This is a genomic window from Candidatus Methanoprimaticola sp. MG2 (assembly GCF_047501175.1).
Taxonomy (GTDB): Archaea; Thermoplasmatota; Thermoplasmata; order Methanomassiliicoccales; family Methanomethylophilaceae; genus Methanoprimaticola.
The window spans coordinates 1-15,600 of sequence record NZ_JBEQWH010000011.1 but is presented as its reverse complement, the minus strand read 5'-3'; the positions used below and the strand labels follow the sequence as shown (position 1 = coordinate 15,600).

The 15,600-nt window shown below is 53.2% G+C and carries 22 protein-coding genes; 2 read left to right on the top strand and 20 right to left on the bottom strand.

What is annotated here, in order from left to right:
• Window positions 1-75: 75 nt before the first annotated feature.
• The 5 genes from V5D86_RS08115 to V5D86_RS08095 are packed head-to-tail and all read right to left on the bottom strand — an operon-like array spanning window position 76 to window position 1,334.
• Window positions 76-600 carry a hypothetical protein gene (locus tag V5D86_RS08115; RefSeq protein WP_414596183.1) on the bottom strand — a complete coding sequence of 175 codons (525 nt, stop codon included), beginning with the start codon at window positions 598-600 and terminating at the stop codon, window positions 76-78.
• Window positions 597-740, bottom strand: coding sequence for a hypothetical protein (locus tag V5D86_RS08110; protein WP_414596182.1), 144 nt, complete (start codon window positions 738-740; stop codon window positions 597-599). The genes V5D86_RS08115 and V5D86_RS08110 overlap by 4 nt, the downstream gene beginning before the upstream one ends.
• On the bottom strand, window positions 737-1,000 hold the full coding sequence (locus V5D86_RS08105; RefSeq protein WP_414596181.1) for a hypothetical protein: 264 nt from the start codon (window positions 998-1,000) through the stop codon (window positions 737-739). The genes V5D86_RS08110 and V5D86_RS08105 overlap by 4 nt, the downstream gene beginning before the upstream one ends.
• Complete coding sequence (locus V5D86_RS08100) at window positions 997-1,167, bottom strand: hypothetical protein (RefSeq protein ID WP_414596180.1); 171 nt, start codon at window positions 1,165-1,167, stop codon at window positions 997-999. The genes V5D86_RS08105 and V5D86_RS08100 overlap by 4 nt, the downstream gene beginning before the upstream one ends.
• A 2-nt stretch (window positions 1,168-1,169) precedes the next feature.
• A complete protein-coding gene (locus V5D86_RS08095) occupies window positions 1,170-1,334 on the bottom strand; it encodes a hypothetical protein (protein WP_414596179.1) in 165 nt (54 codons plus the stop codon).
• A 93-nt stretch (window positions 1,335-1,427) separates the two neighbouring features.
• Between V5D86_RS08095 and V5D86_RS08090 the strand changes: the two genes are divergently transcribed.
• A complete protein-coding gene (locus tag V5D86_RS08090; protein WP_414596178.1) occupies window positions 1,428-1,673 on the top strand; it encodes a ribbon-helix-helix domain-containing protein in 246 nt (81 codons plus the stop codon).
• Window positions 1,674-1,737: 64 nt separating this feature from the next.
• Entirely contained in the window at window positions 1,738-2,352 is a 615-nt protein-coding gene (locus V5D86_RS08085; protein WP_414596177.1) for a hypothetical protein, read from the top strand.
• Window positions 2,353-2,823: 471 nt separating this feature from the next.
• Here V5D86_RS08085 and V5D86_RS08080 read toward each other — a convergent pair whose 3' ends face one another.
• The 15 genes from V5D86_RS08080 to V5D86_RS08010 all read right to left on the bottom strand — a co-directional run.
• Entirely contained in the window at window positions 2,824-2,970 is a 147-nt protein-coding gene (locus V5D86_RS08080) for a hypothetical protein (RefSeq protein ID WP_414596176.1), read from the bottom strand.
• Window positions 2,967-4,088 (bottom strand): hypothetical protein, encoded by a 1,122-nt coding sequence (locus V5D86_RS08075; protein WP_414596175.1) that lies wholly within the window; start codon window positions 4,086-4,088, stop codon window positions 2,967-2,969. Before V5D86_RS08075 ends, V5D86_RS08080 begins: the two co-directional genes overlap by 4 nt.
• 5 nt (window positions 4,089-4,093) lie before the next feature.
• Window positions 4,094-4,288: a hypothetical protein gene (locus tag V5D86_RS08070; RefSeq protein ID WP_414596174.1), complete on the bottom strand. Its 195-nt coding sequence runs from the start codon at window positions 4,286-4,288 to the stop codon at window positions 4,094-4,096.
• Window positions 4,285-4,560 (bottom strand): hypothetical protein, encoded by a 276-nt coding sequence (locus tag V5D86_RS08065; RefSeq protein WP_414596173.1) that lies wholly within the window; start codon window positions 4,558-4,560, stop codon window positions 4,285-4,287. The genes V5D86_RS08070 and V5D86_RS08065 overlap by 4 nt, the downstream gene beginning before the upstream one ends.
• A complete protein-coding gene (locus V5D86_RS08060) occupies window positions 4,557-5,702 on the bottom strand; it encodes a hypothetical protein (RefSeq protein ID WP_414596172.1) in 1,146 nt (381 codons plus the stop codon). Before V5D86_RS08060 ends, V5D86_RS08065 begins: the two co-directional genes overlap by 4 nt.
• Before the next feature lie 3 nt (window positions 5,703-5,705).
• The gene (locus tag V5D86_RS08055; RefSeq protein WP_414596171.1) at window positions 5,706-6,068 is read right to left on the bottom strand and encodes a hypothetical protein; all 363 of its coding nucleotides are present in this window, start codon (window positions 6,066-6,068) and stop codon (window positions 5,706-5,708) included.
• Window positions 6,065-6,490, bottom strand: a complete 426-nt coding sequence (locus V5D86_RS08050) for a hypothetical protein (protein WP_414596170.1) — start codon at window positions 6,488-6,490, stop codon at window positions 6,065-6,067. Before V5D86_RS08050 ends, V5D86_RS08055 begins: the two co-directional genes overlap by 4 nt.
• The gene (locus V5D86_RS08045) at window positions 6,474-7,415 is read right to left on the bottom strand and encodes a hypothetical protein (RefSeq protein WP_414596169.1); all 942 of its coding nucleotides are present in this window, start codon (window positions 7,413-7,415) and stop codon (window positions 6,474-6,476) included. Before V5D86_RS08045 ends, V5D86_RS08050 begins: the two co-directional genes overlap by 17 nt.
• Entirely contained in the window at window positions 7,415-7,735 is a 321-nt protein-coding gene (locus V5D86_RS08040) for a hypothetical protein (protein ID WP_414596168.1), read from the bottom strand. Before V5D86_RS08040 ends, V5D86_RS08045 begins: the two co-directional genes overlap by 1 nt.
• The gene (locus V5D86_RS08035) at window positions 7,732-9,546 is read right to left on the bottom strand and encodes a hypothetical protein (RefSeq protein WP_414596167.1); all 1,815 of its coding nucleotides are present in this window, start codon (window positions 9,544-9,546) and stop codon (window positions 7,732-7,734) included. Before V5D86_RS08035 ends, V5D86_RS08040 begins: the two co-directional genes overlap by 4 nt.
• Entirely contained in the window at window positions 9,543-11,363 is a 1,821-nt protein-coding gene (locus V5D86_RS08030; protein WP_414596166.1) for an InlB B-repeat-containing protein, read from the bottom strand. The genes V5D86_RS08035 and V5D86_RS08030 overlap by 4 nt, the downstream gene beginning before the upstream one ends.
• Window positions 11,364-11,486: 123 nt before the next feature.
• A complete protein-coding gene (locus V5D86_RS08025; RefSeq protein ID WP_414596165.1) occupies window positions 11,487-12,788 on the bottom strand; it encodes a putative Ig domain-containing protein in 1,302 nt (433 codons plus the stop codon).
• Between the two features lie 2 nt (window positions 12,789-12,790).
• Entirely contained in the window at window positions 12,791-13,429 is a 639-nt protein-coding gene (locus tag V5D86_RS08020) for an InlB B-repeat-containing protein (RefSeq protein ID WP_414596164.1), read from the bottom strand.
• A 54-nt stretch (window positions 13,430-13,483) separates the two neighbouring features.
• Complete coding sequence (locus V5D86_RS08015; RefSeq protein WP_414596163.1) at window positions 13,484-14,947, bottom strand: putative Ig domain-containing protein; 1,464 nt, start codon at window positions 14,945-14,947, stop codon at window positions 13,484-13,486.
• Window positions 14,948-15,289: 342 nt separating this feature from the next.
• On the bottom strand, window positions 15,290-15,600 hold a 311-nt coding region (locus V5D86_RS08010), incomplete at its 5' end, for a hypothetical protein (RefSeq protein WP_414596162.1).

Genomic DNA, 15,600 nt, shown 5'->3' with positions numbered 1-15,600 from the left:
CATAATACAATCGATATGGGAGCCGACTTACTCGATGAAATCACTTGGAACAATAAATCTACACGCGATGACCATTCACTCCTCCATAACCTTCATCTCAACAGTCCACACCTTGAATGCATTACCGATCTTAGACTCCTCCAGGGTGTAACCGTTCACAACCTCATCCTCGATGTTCACGAACCCTCCTCTGCACCACCCCTCCGACACGGAGCCGCACGCCACTCCGACGTTCCAATCGACCATCAAAGGGATATTGCACTCATAGACTAGTTCGGCATCCATCACGACCATGTCGTCCATGCAGCATAAGACGAACCTGCGAGTGATCCATTCTCTTTCATTCAGTGGGACGGAATCCGGGTCGGTCGACTCGGACACCCTTGCCATGGTTCCGTCGATGTAGATGTGGAACAGTGGCACCGGGTCCTTCCCGGCCGGCCTCCGTATGAGGAACGAATGGGTCACACCGTGCTCCAACATCCAGTTGAACGCGAATATCCTGGCCCCACGGTCGCCAAAGGCTCCGAAGAGCAATGGGCGACCATCGGGGAGAACCATGGTATACTGAACCTGCCTGGGCCTGCATGTGGCGGTCATCCGATCCTACCCCCCGTGCACACGGCGCAGTATGTCAGGTCGAGGGCGAGGAGAGACTCCAGGAACTCCCGTCCCTCAGACTCCTCCTCAAAGTTCGCGGAACGGAACTCGTCCCCGTCCAACCAGGTGACATCGATCATGCCAGGGCCCTCCCGTCGGAATCCATGATCCCCCGGACGATTGACCTGTACCTTCCTATTATGGTCTTGACCACCCCGTCAGCAATGTCTGGCGGTAGACACCTCACCACGACCTCCCCTGAGAGGCAGACCTGTATCAGGCCCTCGTCCCCCCATGACAATGACGAGAGCATGCAGGAGACCTCGTCGCACAGCATGGCAGCGTCATCCAGGCTCGTCTCCGCAGAGTCCAGAGACACTATGAGGTCTGGCCACGTCACTGTCCCGCCTCCAGACATCTCGCCCTCTCGTCCGAGGGGACTATACGCTCCATGGTGATGCACCTGTCCAAAGAATAGACTACGTGGCAGTCGGGACAGAACCCCTTCATCGGGTTCCTGGCCTGCTCGAGGTTCGCGCAGCATATCGGACAGAGGTAGACCAGCATCCTCACACCTCCTGCTGCAGATAGGATTCAAGATAGATTATCAGCGCCTTGCGGCACAGATCGGCCCTGGACTTCCCGTAGCCAAGCCCTACGACACGGTCGACATCGCGCATCTCAGCCTTGGACAGAGAAATCTTCACAGCCGTGGATTGATTATTTTCACTCATCGGTAACTGATTAGTTCTACAAGATTTATAAGTTTCTAATAAGTTACTAATCAGTTCGATTACACTAATAAGTATCTAAGAAGTTCTTAGAACATGGCCAACACGGTAGCGGTCAAGATCATGATACCCGAGGCGGACGCCGAAGGAATAGACCGCCTCGTGGAAGAGGGACACTACGCCAGCCGCGCGGACTTCTGCTCCAAAGCTGTGTTCCTGTTACTGACGGCATCTGATGGACGCTTCAGCTCCGTATCAGAGGGCGCGGGGAAAAGCACGGCTACCTCAAATACCAAGGAAGATGCCGCCAAACGGCGGGAATTTACCCCCAGGGGAGGTTGACCCATCGAGATGCATAATGAAGATGATTTATGCGGACATATCTACCCTATGAGAGTGGCAATCCATGCTCCATGAACAGGATGATGGGCGGATTCCGGTCGATGAGGGTAGCCCGCCAAACGATGATCCTATCGAGTCTGATGAAGATTGGAAGCCTGTCCCTGGGAAATATACGTTCGACCTGTTCTATAAATCGTTCAGGAAGTTAGATTCGTCCATGATGAGGACGATCTACAACGAATTTGTTTCGCAGGGAGAGATGGAATCTCGCAAACATGAATCGTACATTCAAAGACAGGGCATTCTGTTCGCGTTCTCATCACTGATACTAATAGAGTCCATATTGAATATCGATCATACCTTCTCTCTGTCAGATGTCGGATCACTGATATATGCAACCGGGATTGTGACCATTGTCCTCAGCATGTTGTTCGAAGTGTGGGGCATCCTCTCATCGTACACCTATCCGCAGATAGGGATGCACCTATGGGATCTGGAAGACAGAGTCATCGCCGGTGATCTAGAGAGTCTCGAAGAGGATATGATCGAACAATACCTTCGTTCGCTTGATTGGTACATATACTGTAATGAGAAATTGCGCAGGGCCCTGATTGCCAGCTCCATCATCCTGGTGGTCGGTGCGGCTTTCGTGATGTCATCGATTGTAATGGGAGTATAATCATGATGAAAATTCGTGGAAGGCTTTTCGGTCGTCTGTATGATCGTGAGGAATTAGAAGCAAGAGGCAAGACCGATGTCCCGGGATACTCTGGAAAGTACAGGGATAACGCTTACGGCACCAAAGGAATCAAGAATGATTCCAACGGATCCAGCAAAAGCACGGATAAAAAAAGCCGTCAAGCAAAGAAACAGCCCCGCGATAGCAAGGGTCGTTTCGTTTCCAACAATAAAAAGAGGCGGTGATCAGACCGATACGGTCGAATCACGGCAAACCTCTCCACCTTAGCCATGAAGTACAGATGGAATTCACATCTCTCACATTAGTCTATCAGACCGCAAAGCTCGGAAATGAAAATCTAGTGAAGTTTACCAACAGGTCGGACAAACTGCTCTACAATATGCCGACGGACAAGCTCCAGAGATTCCTGGAGGGATCGGGATACTGCCCACTGATGCGTAAATGCAGGCTTCACCGGAGATCCTCCCCATCATCCTTACCGGATCTGGAGAACAGGGCGCGGAAAAACTTCCTGCGCCTATCCCTCCTGCCCTTCCGGCAGTTTCTCTCGTACTCCTGACAGATCCTCCTTTTATCAAAATAGCTGAGCTCCTTCATCTTCCCCTTCTCCCGAACAACGTGATCTGTCTGCCTCCCTTGTTCGCCGAGGCAACACCTGGCATCCCCGCGGTGGCATTAGTGATTGTAACGTTCCTGTTCTCCTCCTCGGCTCTAACGGACCTGGGCTTGGCCATGGTGACCTTCTCCACATTACCGTACTCCCTTGCCATGACATTGACGGCCATCCCGCGAGACGTGAACAGCCTGGCGATATGGGACTTAGCCCAATTCTGCTCCACGGACCTCAGGGCCTCGTCCCCTTTGAGGCCCTTACCACGACCGTAGGTGAACAGATCGTGATCCTCTTCCGCCATCCTGCGGGCCTCGGACCTCGTAGCCTTCCTCCAGACGTGTTTCCTCTCGTCGTACACGGCGACACTCATGTAGTACCCGGTGTAGTCGGGCTTGTCAGACCTGGCCATCTGCTCGGCCACGGTGCACGACTCCTCGATGCCGATCTCTGGGTTGCGTGTGGTGATTACGTCGTCCCTGTGAGGGTCCCTGTCACGCAGCAGATGACCCGCCTCGTGGGCGATTGTCGTCTGGTCAAATCCATCCTTCCTGTCGAACTCTATTCTCGTCCTCGACGGCACGTAGCGTCCCGAGTATGCCACCCCCGTGGGCTTCACGGCGATCGTCGGGTTGGTCTCGGCGATCCTCCTCAGATCCTCCGGCGTGTACGTCATTACCAGCTCCCTCCTGAGCTTAGCCTCCTCGGAAGGAGTGGCCACGACCTTGATCCTCCCCTGACTGCGCCTCTGCTCGAGTGTCATGTCCCTCGGGATGTTGGTCTTCGGAGGTCCTGCCGTGTCTATGTCCTGGACGTCACAGCATGTGGGATCCTTCCACCATACCGCGACCTGCTCCGGAGTGCACTGGAGAGGTATCACCGTGTCGGAGGTACTGTCGTAGTCCCTCTTTGCCAGGTTGATGTTTGGCATCCTGTGCGCATCAGGGACCCCGGCGATAACCTCGAGCTCCGCCTCCCTGCGCCTCCGATCGTACTCCCGCTGACGTCCTGCCATAACGTTCCGGAAGTGCTTGAGCAGCTCCTCCTCAGGAACGTGACCGTCCTCGTCGACGGGGATTCCATAGTGCGTTCCAACAGTGGCCATCGGGGTCACCTCTTTGGGACGTTGCGCCTGTCATGGAATGCAAAGCTTCCTCCGACCCCTCCATTCTTAGCACGGGCTTCGACCCTCGCCTCCTTGGCCTTAAGTCTGATCTGCTCCTCCTTGGTCTTGTTCTTCAGCTTCTCGATCTTCCTCTGCTCCTTCGCCTTCTGTACTTCCTTGCTCTCCCTAAACAGACTCATCTCTTCCTTCCTCCTCTTACATTCCTGACCACTTCTTCCGGGGTCGGCCCGGTAATCTGTTTCTTCGTCGGCCCTCCTGATGTCCTCAGAGGAGGGCCCGCATCGGGTCTGGTCTGCTTCTTCGTAACCGGTTGCTGTATCGTCCTGGACGGTATCTCACGGATTGTCTTCCGTGCACGCTTCCCCCTACCTTTGTGTGTACGTTCTGCCTTCCTCTCACTCTTCGATTGCCTCTTCACTGTTCTTCCATCCTTAGACCTCCCGAACATCATGCCTCACCCCCTTCCAACGAAGGCGACCCCTCGGGCCCCCCTCCCCTTTTAGGGTTGTATATATACGCGCCCGCACCGACGACCCTCTGTTCGTCATTCATCAAGATGCTGGCATCGCCACACCCTGACGATGGCCTGATGCCCGCATATTTATAGAACCGGGACTGAATGGTGGTCATAACCTCACCTTCGATATCGGCGATCTCCCTCCATTTCAATCCCACTGCACGCATCCTCTCGATGCGCCTGCACTGATCGGAGATTCTGATCATCGAATGATCCTCGCCCGGCAGGGCCTCCTCGTCTCCGGAGCCCATCGACTCCCAACGGTCGAAGTATTCATCGATTTTGTCCGGCAGCTCGTGCGACAGCCCCTTTGAAGTCACTTTCAGGAACTCCTCCAGACTGAACGGAACGCCGTAGTCGTTGGCACCGATGGAGAATGTAGCCATGGCCTTGGTGTCGTATCCGTAAGAGCCGTCCGGTAGCCCGCTGTAGATGCTCCGTATCCATGGCATCGGCGAGATGAACATCGGAGTCAGACCCATTCCAGGCCCCATCCTCACAAATGTGATGCTGCGGGGATCTGCACGGGAACCTGCGACCTTGGCCCCAAGATCCTTATCCTTGATCATCTGAAGCGAGCAGTAACCTGACTTCGATTCTCCTGTAGGGAAGCAACGGACCCTGGGGGTCAGATTGTTCAGGACAGGAGTCATGAAGATGTTGCATATGTCGAACTTCCTGGCATTCCCCAGATACTTAGTGAGAGCGAGATTCTCCTTACGCCCGTTCTCGTCAGCCATCATGTAGTTCTGGGCCTCGTCCAACAACCAGAGGATCGTACACCCTCCAGGCCCATACTCGCGTATGATCTCCCCCGCCTTGCGAAGGGTACCTGCCAGGGTGTCCTCGTAGTGGACGCCTGAAGGATAGTCCTCTACCGGTTCGAGCCCCTTCCTTACCCTTCCGAACTTGATGTTGGTGATGATCTCCGCAGGACCATGCCCATAATCGCCTTCCATGACATGCTGAGCTATGGATATCACCGTCGCCGTCTTCCCATGTCCCCTGCGACCGGCGACGACGATGGTCTCGCCCGGCTGGAGGATGTCATGCATGAACTCTCTGACGCCTGTCATCCCTCACACCTCCGACCTCTCCCGAGTAGTATCATCATCCATTCCGAGGATGGCTTGCTGTCTCGTCCCGATGAGGCCCTCATCGCGCATCACCATCTCATAGACGGTCATCCATGCACGGAAGGTCTCGAACGGGAGTATCCCGTAGGGATCCGACGGCATGGGGGTCCTGGAGCTCTGTATACGATATGCATCCACATCCCACAGCGGCTTGGGAAGAGCGGAGCTCAGGGAGAGCTCGAACATCTTGAGATACGCCACGCGAGTGTCCATCTGCCTCAGGTGCTCTATCAGCTCCCCGTAGTCCTGATTGATCCTGGCCACGACGTTGAGATAGATGTTCCCCGAGGACATGTCCGATATCACGGCATCGACCTCCTCAGGACCGCAGCCTTGTAGTTGGCATCCGCATCTCCGGAGAGCGTCACCCTAGCGGAGTGCTCCCCGAGTCCGATCAGCCTCCCCCTGTGATCGGCCTTCGAGATCCATGATGCGACTATGTCCAAGGCCAGGGTCAGCCTGGCCAACTCTCTCAGATCGCGTACGGTCGAGAGCACGTCACCGGGCCAGGCTACCATGTCCGGCTCCTCGTCCGAGTAGACGAGACCAGGAGCCTCCTCCATGACCACTGAGGCCAACTCCACGTCCATCCTCGAGAGGAGGGCGTCCATCCTGGACCCCATAACGTCCAGCAGCCTCTCCCCATCCTCCCTTGCAAGAGCGGTCTCGATGTGCGCCGAACCATAGAGCGCAGCATCCATGGTGCCATCATCAGGAATGCTCGGCATCAGCCTCACCTCTCCTCTTCCTCTCCGCCTCGATCCTCGCAAGGATCTCCTCATGTGAGCCGGGCGCATCCGTCGACAGCGACACGAGACCGGCGACCAGATCGGCCCCGGCATCGTACTTGGCAGACTGCATCTGTATCTCTAGCCTGGCCGCCCTCTCCTCGGCCTCAATGGCATCCTCTATCGACTCGCGGTAGATCCCATCCTTCACCCAGAACGCCAGATGGTCATCGGTCACAGATGAGGAGAACCTCACACGATGGGACGTCACCTCGGGATGCCACAGGTACCTCGGGGACTCGGCTATGATGTTCCGGTTCTCATCGCGGATCTTCCTACTGCCGATTCTGAACACGCCGATGGTGATCGTCTCGGTCTCATGCAACGACACAGGGACCACATCCATGGTCATCGGCATGCGGATACCGTTGGAGAATGTGCAAGACCTCCGTCTGGCGATCTCGTACGTGGGGATGTCCGCAGGATGCTTCGCCCCCAGGAACGATGCCACTATCCCTCCGAGGGTCTGGGGCATGATATATGTGTTCCCATTGTGGACATACCACACCATAGGAGCGACCTCTGTGTACGTCAGGGTCTCATCCGGCATGTCTAGATAGAGGACGTCTCCGGGACGGCACATGATGTATCCTGCGATGTACCCCACATCTCCTGCACCCATCATCAGGAGTGCAAGGGAACCTCTGTCAGTGATGAACAGTGTGTCATCTTCAACGAATGTCAACCCAAGAGGCAGAATTCCGACATAATCCAATATCATGATCGTGCATTCTACCGCAATCAGCATCAGGAACACAGGGTCTCTCAGAGGGAGGATGGCATGAGATACTGTGCGCATCCTGTATCCGACAACAATCATGACCATTGTAATCGCAAATCCCAATGCGATTGAAGCTGCATCCATCAGAACACCCCTACGACGGACAGGAACGAAGACGTCAGGAGGATACCGTATAGAACGACCTTCCAGGCTGCTTCCCCGGTCGCCGCCGCATACAAACAATGCAGTCCGAACACGCAGCATCCGAAGATTCCCCAGGTCGTACTGTTCAGGACACCTCCGACATTGAGCATCACGATGATGGCCGCGAACGTCCCGATCCCATAGATCAGGACCCTGGATGCGTCGTTGCGGAACAGACCCCATGCCAAATTGAGGATACACCATATCGCCCCCAGATAGCCGCAGATGGCACCCACTCCATCAAAGGTGATCTCGATCATCCGAGGTCTATCCTCCATCCGAACCAGTCTTCCAACGCATCAGCGATCGTTCCTGTGAACATAATTCCCACAATGATCAGAATCGCTCCGATGAACATCGTGACGTATCCTCCCGATCTCCATCCGCTCAGCAGTGCAAGTGCTCCGACGATGACGAAAAGAAGCGTCAGAAGACGGTCCAGGTCATTAGGGCTCTTCATATCGTTCTTGATGTGCTCCATGTCCGACGGGTCAATGATGTCGATCTTGGACACTGTGAGATCCACACTACTGACCTGCTTGCCATCCTTTTCCATCTCTGCGATAGCTAGAACATATCCGCTCTCGATCGTGGCCAGAGATGCTCTGGATGCATCGGTTATACCCGACCACCCCGATAGATTGGATCCTTCCTCGGACCAGATTGCAACGACCGCCTGTCTGGAAACCGAGTTCGACCCAACCTTCAGCGTCGTATCCTGGTAGAAGAACGGTGTGTAGATCACGTCCTTGTAAAGGACCTCTCCCGTGACCGACATGATGTCTCCGCGAACAACCAGACTCATCGAGTCACTGAGCGTGTAACCATCGGTTTTCAGCTCCCCTCCATTATCCTGCCAATATCTGGCAAGCTGCTCCATCGCGAGGACCGTGATGATCTTCTTCTGTGAGGCATTGAGCTCGATGCCATCATATATGCTAGGGACTGCCAGTGTGGTAATGTATGACGATGCCTCCCCGGCAGTATCGAAGATGCTCCACACCGCACCTGCAGAAGATGCCGCCGTGGACATCGTCCTATGAACAGTATCCAGCAGAGAATCGTACGATGACAGGTTGTTGGTTATATCCTTGGTCTGAGACTCGGCACCTGCAGGATGGATGGAGAAATACAGACTATCGGACTGTTTCCCATCCACGATGACCTTTCCATTCTCGAATGTGATCAACTTCGAAGTTCCATCACAATCGGATACGGCTCCGGAATGGATGGGTGCCGCCTTGGCATCCAGAACGGGCATCAGATCGCCGCAGTACGATAACCCGGATTGTAGAGTATATACTCCTGAAGTGAAACCTGGAATCGTGGAAATGTCCGAGAATCCCTTGGGAATGTTGACAATCTTCCCGTCAGGCCCTGTGATTGTCGAATCGCCGTCACACCAGATCCTCCCACTGTCTCCAATGAAGACTCTGTCCTCTCCGGACTGAACGGACTTGACCACAGAACCTATGTGGAATCCGAAATCGGACTTGGTGGACATGCTCCCACCCTGCCAACTGATTTCCAGACCCATGTTGTCCTTGTAGATGTCATCGGAATTCCAATCTTTCAGACTCTCCGTCATGAGATCCCACATAGTGTTTACCTGGGCTGTGGAGTTCGTAAGCATGAATGAGGAGTTCAGATAGACCCCCGAAAGCTCCAGAATGTCGGATGCGGAAAATGTGGAATCCTCATCCCAGAGCTCTGAGGCTGCGAGCTCTGCCATACGGACATGATGCTCGGAGGTCAATCCCCAGATCTGCTCATAGTTCGAAAGCGTGTTCTCATAGAATGCCAAGTTATTGTAGATGGATTCGGCAACAGCCTTTGCTTCATACCCTCTGACAACCTGTTCATCGCCACTCTGTGAATTGTGACTCAGGACATACTCTGCCACGACCAGTGTTGCAGCGGTTGAGAGAAGAAGGCCGAATGCGATTGCCAGTGGCGGGATCGCCTCCGATTCATTCTCATCATCGGTCATGATGGTGGTGCCGACTGCCGCAGTCAGAATTATCGCCACTGCCAACACGGCCATTGTCTTCCTTGCAGCTTCCAGTGTCATGTGAACCTCCAAATGACGATTATTATTGCGAAAAGCACGACCGCTCCTGCGATCAACCAAACGTCCAGACGATTGCCCTGCTGCTTCGGTTCATCCTCGGAGGGTTTGTCAGGGTCCACAGGATCATCCGGATCCGTTGGAATGGATGGACCGACCGAAACATGAGCTGTCGATGTCACAGTCATCTGATCGGCCCCGACCTTGGAATTCACGGTAACGGTCCCGGAGAATTCCCCCTCATAGGTATGCTCGAATGACAACGTCCCCTCACTATACTTCCCATCTCCCCAATCGACGATTGTAGGACATGCGCGATACCTCTCCGAGAGCTCGATGGTGACTGTATTCCCATCATACGTGCGTGTGAAATGAAGATCCCAGTCTGCACGAAGCGTCACACTGGATGTCACACCCACACTGAAGTCGAAGTAACTCCCCTCTCCGATGATCGACCATCCGAGGAAGACCGATGCACTCTTGACAGGATCCGCAGGACGAGATGCCTTCTGCCCATAATTGAGGATCTGAGTTGCGACCGATCCCGACCCGCCGTTCAGATCGAATGTTACGGCGACCACATCCGGGGCAGACGTTCCCCAGACGGCCTTGAATTCCGTGTCACTTGTGACACTTACGGAAGATCCTGGAAGATAGGTCTTACCTTCGAACTCCCATCCCTCAAGATTGGTTGTTCCATTGAATCCCTTGTCCGGCAGAACGACATTCTTTCCGGATTCGACCTTAAGCTCCAGAAATCCTGTCCCGCCGTTGGAATCGAAGACGACATTGCATGTCGGTGTCCCGTTCGGAACATAGTATGCAGACATGTATGTCGGTCCGGATATCGTATAAATGAAACCAGGAGCGTAGATCGTGTCTGGATCCGACGTCAACCTCCATCCGTTGAATGTGTGACCGTCTTTGCTGTATCCTTCAGACGGGAGGGACACGGTCTCGTTGTTGTATCCGACGAAGGCATCGATCTGATTGCCTATCTGGCCGCTACCGTCCAGTATGACCACATTGGCATTGGCAAGCCAATGGGCCTTCGCGGTATAGTCCCCATCCATGATGAAATACGAATTGAGCGGGAACGTACCGATTCCCTCAGTAACGGTTATATCCCATCCGGAGAGAGAATATCCCGACCTTGAGATGACCTTTCCAGGAAGAGATACAACAGTCCCGATCGGTGCTGAGATCTCGTTGACCGACCCCGAACCGCCGTTGGAATCAAACGAGATCGTACCGACCGTGTCTGATTTTGACTCAACTGTAATCGTAAATGCAACGTATGTCCAATCGACATGTTGCCAACCGGCCAACTTATTAACCTCAGTATGAACTTCAACGAGATACACTCCAGAGTCGGTAGGAGTTCCGGAGAAGGTGAGTTTGGCTTCAGTTGGAGTGCGCTCATAGGATAATGTCAGCCAGTCGGGACACTTGACAGCAGTTATGCGAGTTTCGTTAGCGAGAGCAAAATAATTGTAACAGAGCTTGTACCAAGGATCACTCTCGGAAGGATTTGAATCCAGTGTGACATCGAATGGTGTGTAGGAGAACATCTTCCCCTTCTCAGCTGTCTGGTCATCCGCCACCGCATCGGAATCGATGAGTGTCCATTCAGCCTTGAAAGTGGTATCCCCATAGACCGTAAATGTCTCGCCCGGCAGGTATGTCTTGGCAGAATCGGTCCATCCGGACAAGTAGTATCCGTCCCTCCCATAGATCGATGTGGGAAGTTCAATGGAACTGCCGTTCAACACGGTCCATGTCTGATACACTCCCGAACCTCCATTCAGCTCGAACGACACCGAATGGGCACTTGCAGCATCGGAATCCTCGGAAGATAGTGTGATTCCACACACGGTGCAAATCACTAGCGCGAATGCCGAAATGGCGGTAAGGAGTTTGAAGTGGTCTGAATGCGTGAAAGATCACCTCTCTACTGCGATCAGACCATTGGTTGGGGATGTTGTGAATTCCAGAGAGCTTAGCACCGTGATGGTAAACGATTGGGAGGCACTCGTGTATCCACTACATGATGCCGTTACTTTGACGTTATAGGTACCAGGGGTGGTTGGAGTGCCGTAGATCGTCCCACCAGACACCGACAGCCATGATGCCCCCGTCACCGAGAATGAGCAACCGGAAACATTCATGGTCGGCGAGTAAGCGAAGCTACTCCCAACAATCACATTGGTATCAGACTGTGTCGAACTGAATGACAGATTACTCTGACCCCACACGGCGTAGAGAATTACTTCCTCACCGTAACCAACAGAGATGCGGTCACCAGCCTCATAGGTGGCAGTGCTCGCACTACTGCTCTTCGACCATCCTTTGAACTTGTATCCCTCACGAGTGGGTTCGAAATCCGTGATCGTAAATGTGACGTCCCGACTGCTGTCTGTTGTTGTCAGCTCATCATACCACGAATATTCATCACCGTCTGGGCTGAGCCCCCCATTGGGATCATAGTCCAGGAAATAGGTGTATGGTCTGATGGTTATCGTTACAGACTTGGAAGTTCCGGACCCGTCATTCGCGGTGGCCGTGAGAGTTACCGTTCCTGGAGAATCACCACGGATGTCGCATCCGTTTCTATATTCTCCATTGTATGTGTCATTCCACTCCCTTGTGATGGTTGCAGATCCGGTATTCTCCGTGATAGACCAGGACACGGTCAGATCGGAAGCTGTCTGAGGTGAAACGATAGCACGTACAGAGGTCGTACTGTTCATCGTTACAATACTAGAACTTCCAAGGGTCCATGTCAGTTTTATCGATTCTACAGGATCTGCATCAGATGACTCAACCGCTGTAAACGTCACAGATCTTTTCTTAGATGTGTCATTGAGGTCGTACACATACGTCAAGGTAAATGTTCCCGCCTTTGATACCGTCCCATCAATTGAAGCCACATCTCCAGGCTGAAGATACAACCCCCATCCCTGAGGCGGTTCCTCAACCCATCCAGAATAACCAGGAGGGTCAGAGAGACCGATTCTTGCCCCAACAGAAACGTAGAACGTACCCTTGTTGTAACAATCTGATATTTCTCCTGTGACAACACTATATACCTTCGTCGATGAACTTTGGTTCGTTCCTCCAATATATCCACCTAAATCTGTAACCGCATCTGAATCTTCAGAAAATGCAGAAATCCCACTCACTGTACATACTACAAGTGTGAGGACAGAGAGGGCTGTAAGGAGTTTTAGGTGATTTCCTGACATGATCAGCCCCTCATGTACAACACTGCAGCGATTCCGATGACAATCAGGATCACAAGGATGATCATCCAGGTGTCAATCTTGAACCCATCAGAATCCTTGTCATCTTCAGACGGCTTGTCCGGATCTACAGGGGAATCGGACCCCTCCCATCCGGCATAAAGCGTCATGTCCTTCTTGACTCCCTGAGACCAATCATAGATCTCGGTACAGGCTTCATCCACGAACCATCCTGTGAATGTGTATCCCTCGCGTGTAGGATCCTCAGGCTGAGTGGCCACGACGTTGAACTTGGTCTGTTCTATGTCTGCAACCTCAGTTCCCCCATTCTCCTCGAAGAAGATCTCAGGGTATCCCATGATCTCCACTTTGTAGACAGTGGTCGTGGAAGAACCACCGTTGTAGGAGTTTGTGGCAGTCTGCGTGATGTAATACACTCCGGGAGCCGGCCAGGTCTTCAGAGGATTCCACTCAGTGGAGCTTGTTCCATCCGAGAATTCATACAGAATGGACTCAGCATCCTTCCCATCCCAGATTAGCTGAGTCTGAAGACTGTATTTCTTTCCCAGATCCACATCATATGCCTGATCGGCAGCGTCAGATGAAGGGATGATCGCCATTACGGCGACCATGGCCATCATCATGACACTGATCAAAGAAATGGACCTGATCAAGTGCTGATTCATGGCCAACCCTCATCAGACCTCGTAGATGATGAGACCACTCGTGGGCACATCTGTGAATATCAGTGTACTGACGATCTTACAGGTGATTTCCTTGGTTATCTCCTGTCCTCCAGCAGTGGTGAGCTTGATCGTGACGGTGAAATCTGCAGGAGCATTGCCCTCGAGAGTGAGAACTCCGAGATTGGAGATCGTCACAGTTGCTCCGGCAGGAACATTGCTCGCATCCACGGACCAGGTTCCTTCGATGGATCCTACGAACGCACATGTAGCAGGTGTATTGACCTTGGCGGAGAGAGACCCGTTTCCATCGATGGTGGCAACATCCTCGACAGCAACGATAATGGACTCTGTGGCAGTCTGGCCATATGCAGTGTTAGCCGTAACAGTGATGTTAGCGGAGGTGGCATTGCCAGAGACGGTCAAAAGTCCCGCATCACTTATCGTGATGCCTGTGACACTGTTGATACTCCATGTGACATCGGAAGTTCCAGAAGTTGCAGTGAGCTGGAGCGTCTTGTTGTCTGCTCCGGGGAACGTGACGATGGTCGACTCAGGAGCGGAAATGCTGAATTCGGGCTCGGATCTGATCGTGATGGTCTTGGTTGCTGTCTGTGCAGGACCGTTTGCAGAAGTCCCAGTGATCGTGATGCTCGTCTCATTGAGAGTTGCAGACGAACCGGAGACCACACCAGTAGATTCATCGAGTGTGAAGCCTGCGGGCATGGTTCCATTAGTGACCTTCCATGTGACGCCCAGATCGTTTCCGGTCTGGACGATGGCTGTCGAAGACACCGCATTACCATAAGATGTTATAGTCTCAGCGGATCCAGTGACGATCTTGTTGTAAACAGTGAACGTCACGACAAGATCCTTGGTCTCGCCCTTTGCCGTTGCAGTCAGAGAGACTGTGTTTTCACCGACATTTGTGGGTACTCCAGTAATGGTGTTGTTGGAAAGCGAAAGTCCGTCAGGCAGAGTCGTTCCAGACTTCACTGCCCATGTGACAGTTCCCATGGAGGAAGTTCCATTGGGAGTGAAATTGATCGAGGCTCCCTTGATGATGTCGTTGATGCTTCCGGAGACAGAAAGACCTGCAACGACATTGTATCTGATGTGCTGATAAGCAACCTGATCGAATCCACCAGTGTTCGAGCTTGCCTTGAGAATGAGATCATATGATCCTGTGGTGACTCCATCCTTGACGGTCACCTTCAAAGTGTTTCCGCCGATAATCTCGGCATCGATTCCAGTGTCTTCATATTTCTCAATCGACGTGGTAACCTGAAGATCGCTGGGGTAGGATGGGGCATAGGAATGCGAGAAACCGGGTGCTATGTCAATCTCGAAGATCTCACCATAGTCCTCGGTATATGCCGCATCCGTTTCTGAACCCATGACTGCCACAACGGATCCCAGGATTGCGAGCAACGAAACTATCGCTGCAATCGTGATCTTGGTATGCATTGCGTAACTCATGTCAATCGCCTGAGTCCGACCCTCATGGGATGCTCTTTCAGAACACGGGCCGAACCCGCATTATTCACTCTTCTTCAGGATTATAATAGAAATCGTGTCGGAAAATGACCGTTTTTTGACAGTCTGTCTTTTTGGTGGGGAGTTTATATACTCCCTAGGACCCCGTTTTTTGACAATGTTTGGGAAAGGGGCCCTACATAGTGTAGGGCGTGATTATGACGACATGGCCATTCCATCGAAGCTTTTGTCCATTTTGATGCGCCTGCACCTGGTGACATTCAGGCGGTACGAACTCGGAACAGACCCCGTGTATTATAGCGGCCTGTCCCTCGATGCGCTTACTCATGAGAGTTCCTCCCTGGTCTCGCGCATCCTGCGCTCGCGCTCCTCCGGATCCAACTCGGCGACCTCGTCAGCATACATGCCGATTATGCCGCTGAAGCGCCTACTGCGGGGATCGGCGCTGTCCCAATCCAGCAGGCCCTCCTCCGCCAGCCTGTCGAAAGCCTCGTCGATCTGATAGTCGAACAACCCGTAGTTTGTCACATCGGTATATCCGAACTCCGGATCATCGCTGTGCGCTCTCGCATACAGGACGATCCTGCGGGCCCATTCGTCGGTGGTCCTGTGTCCGGGCCATTCGTCGTCGCTCT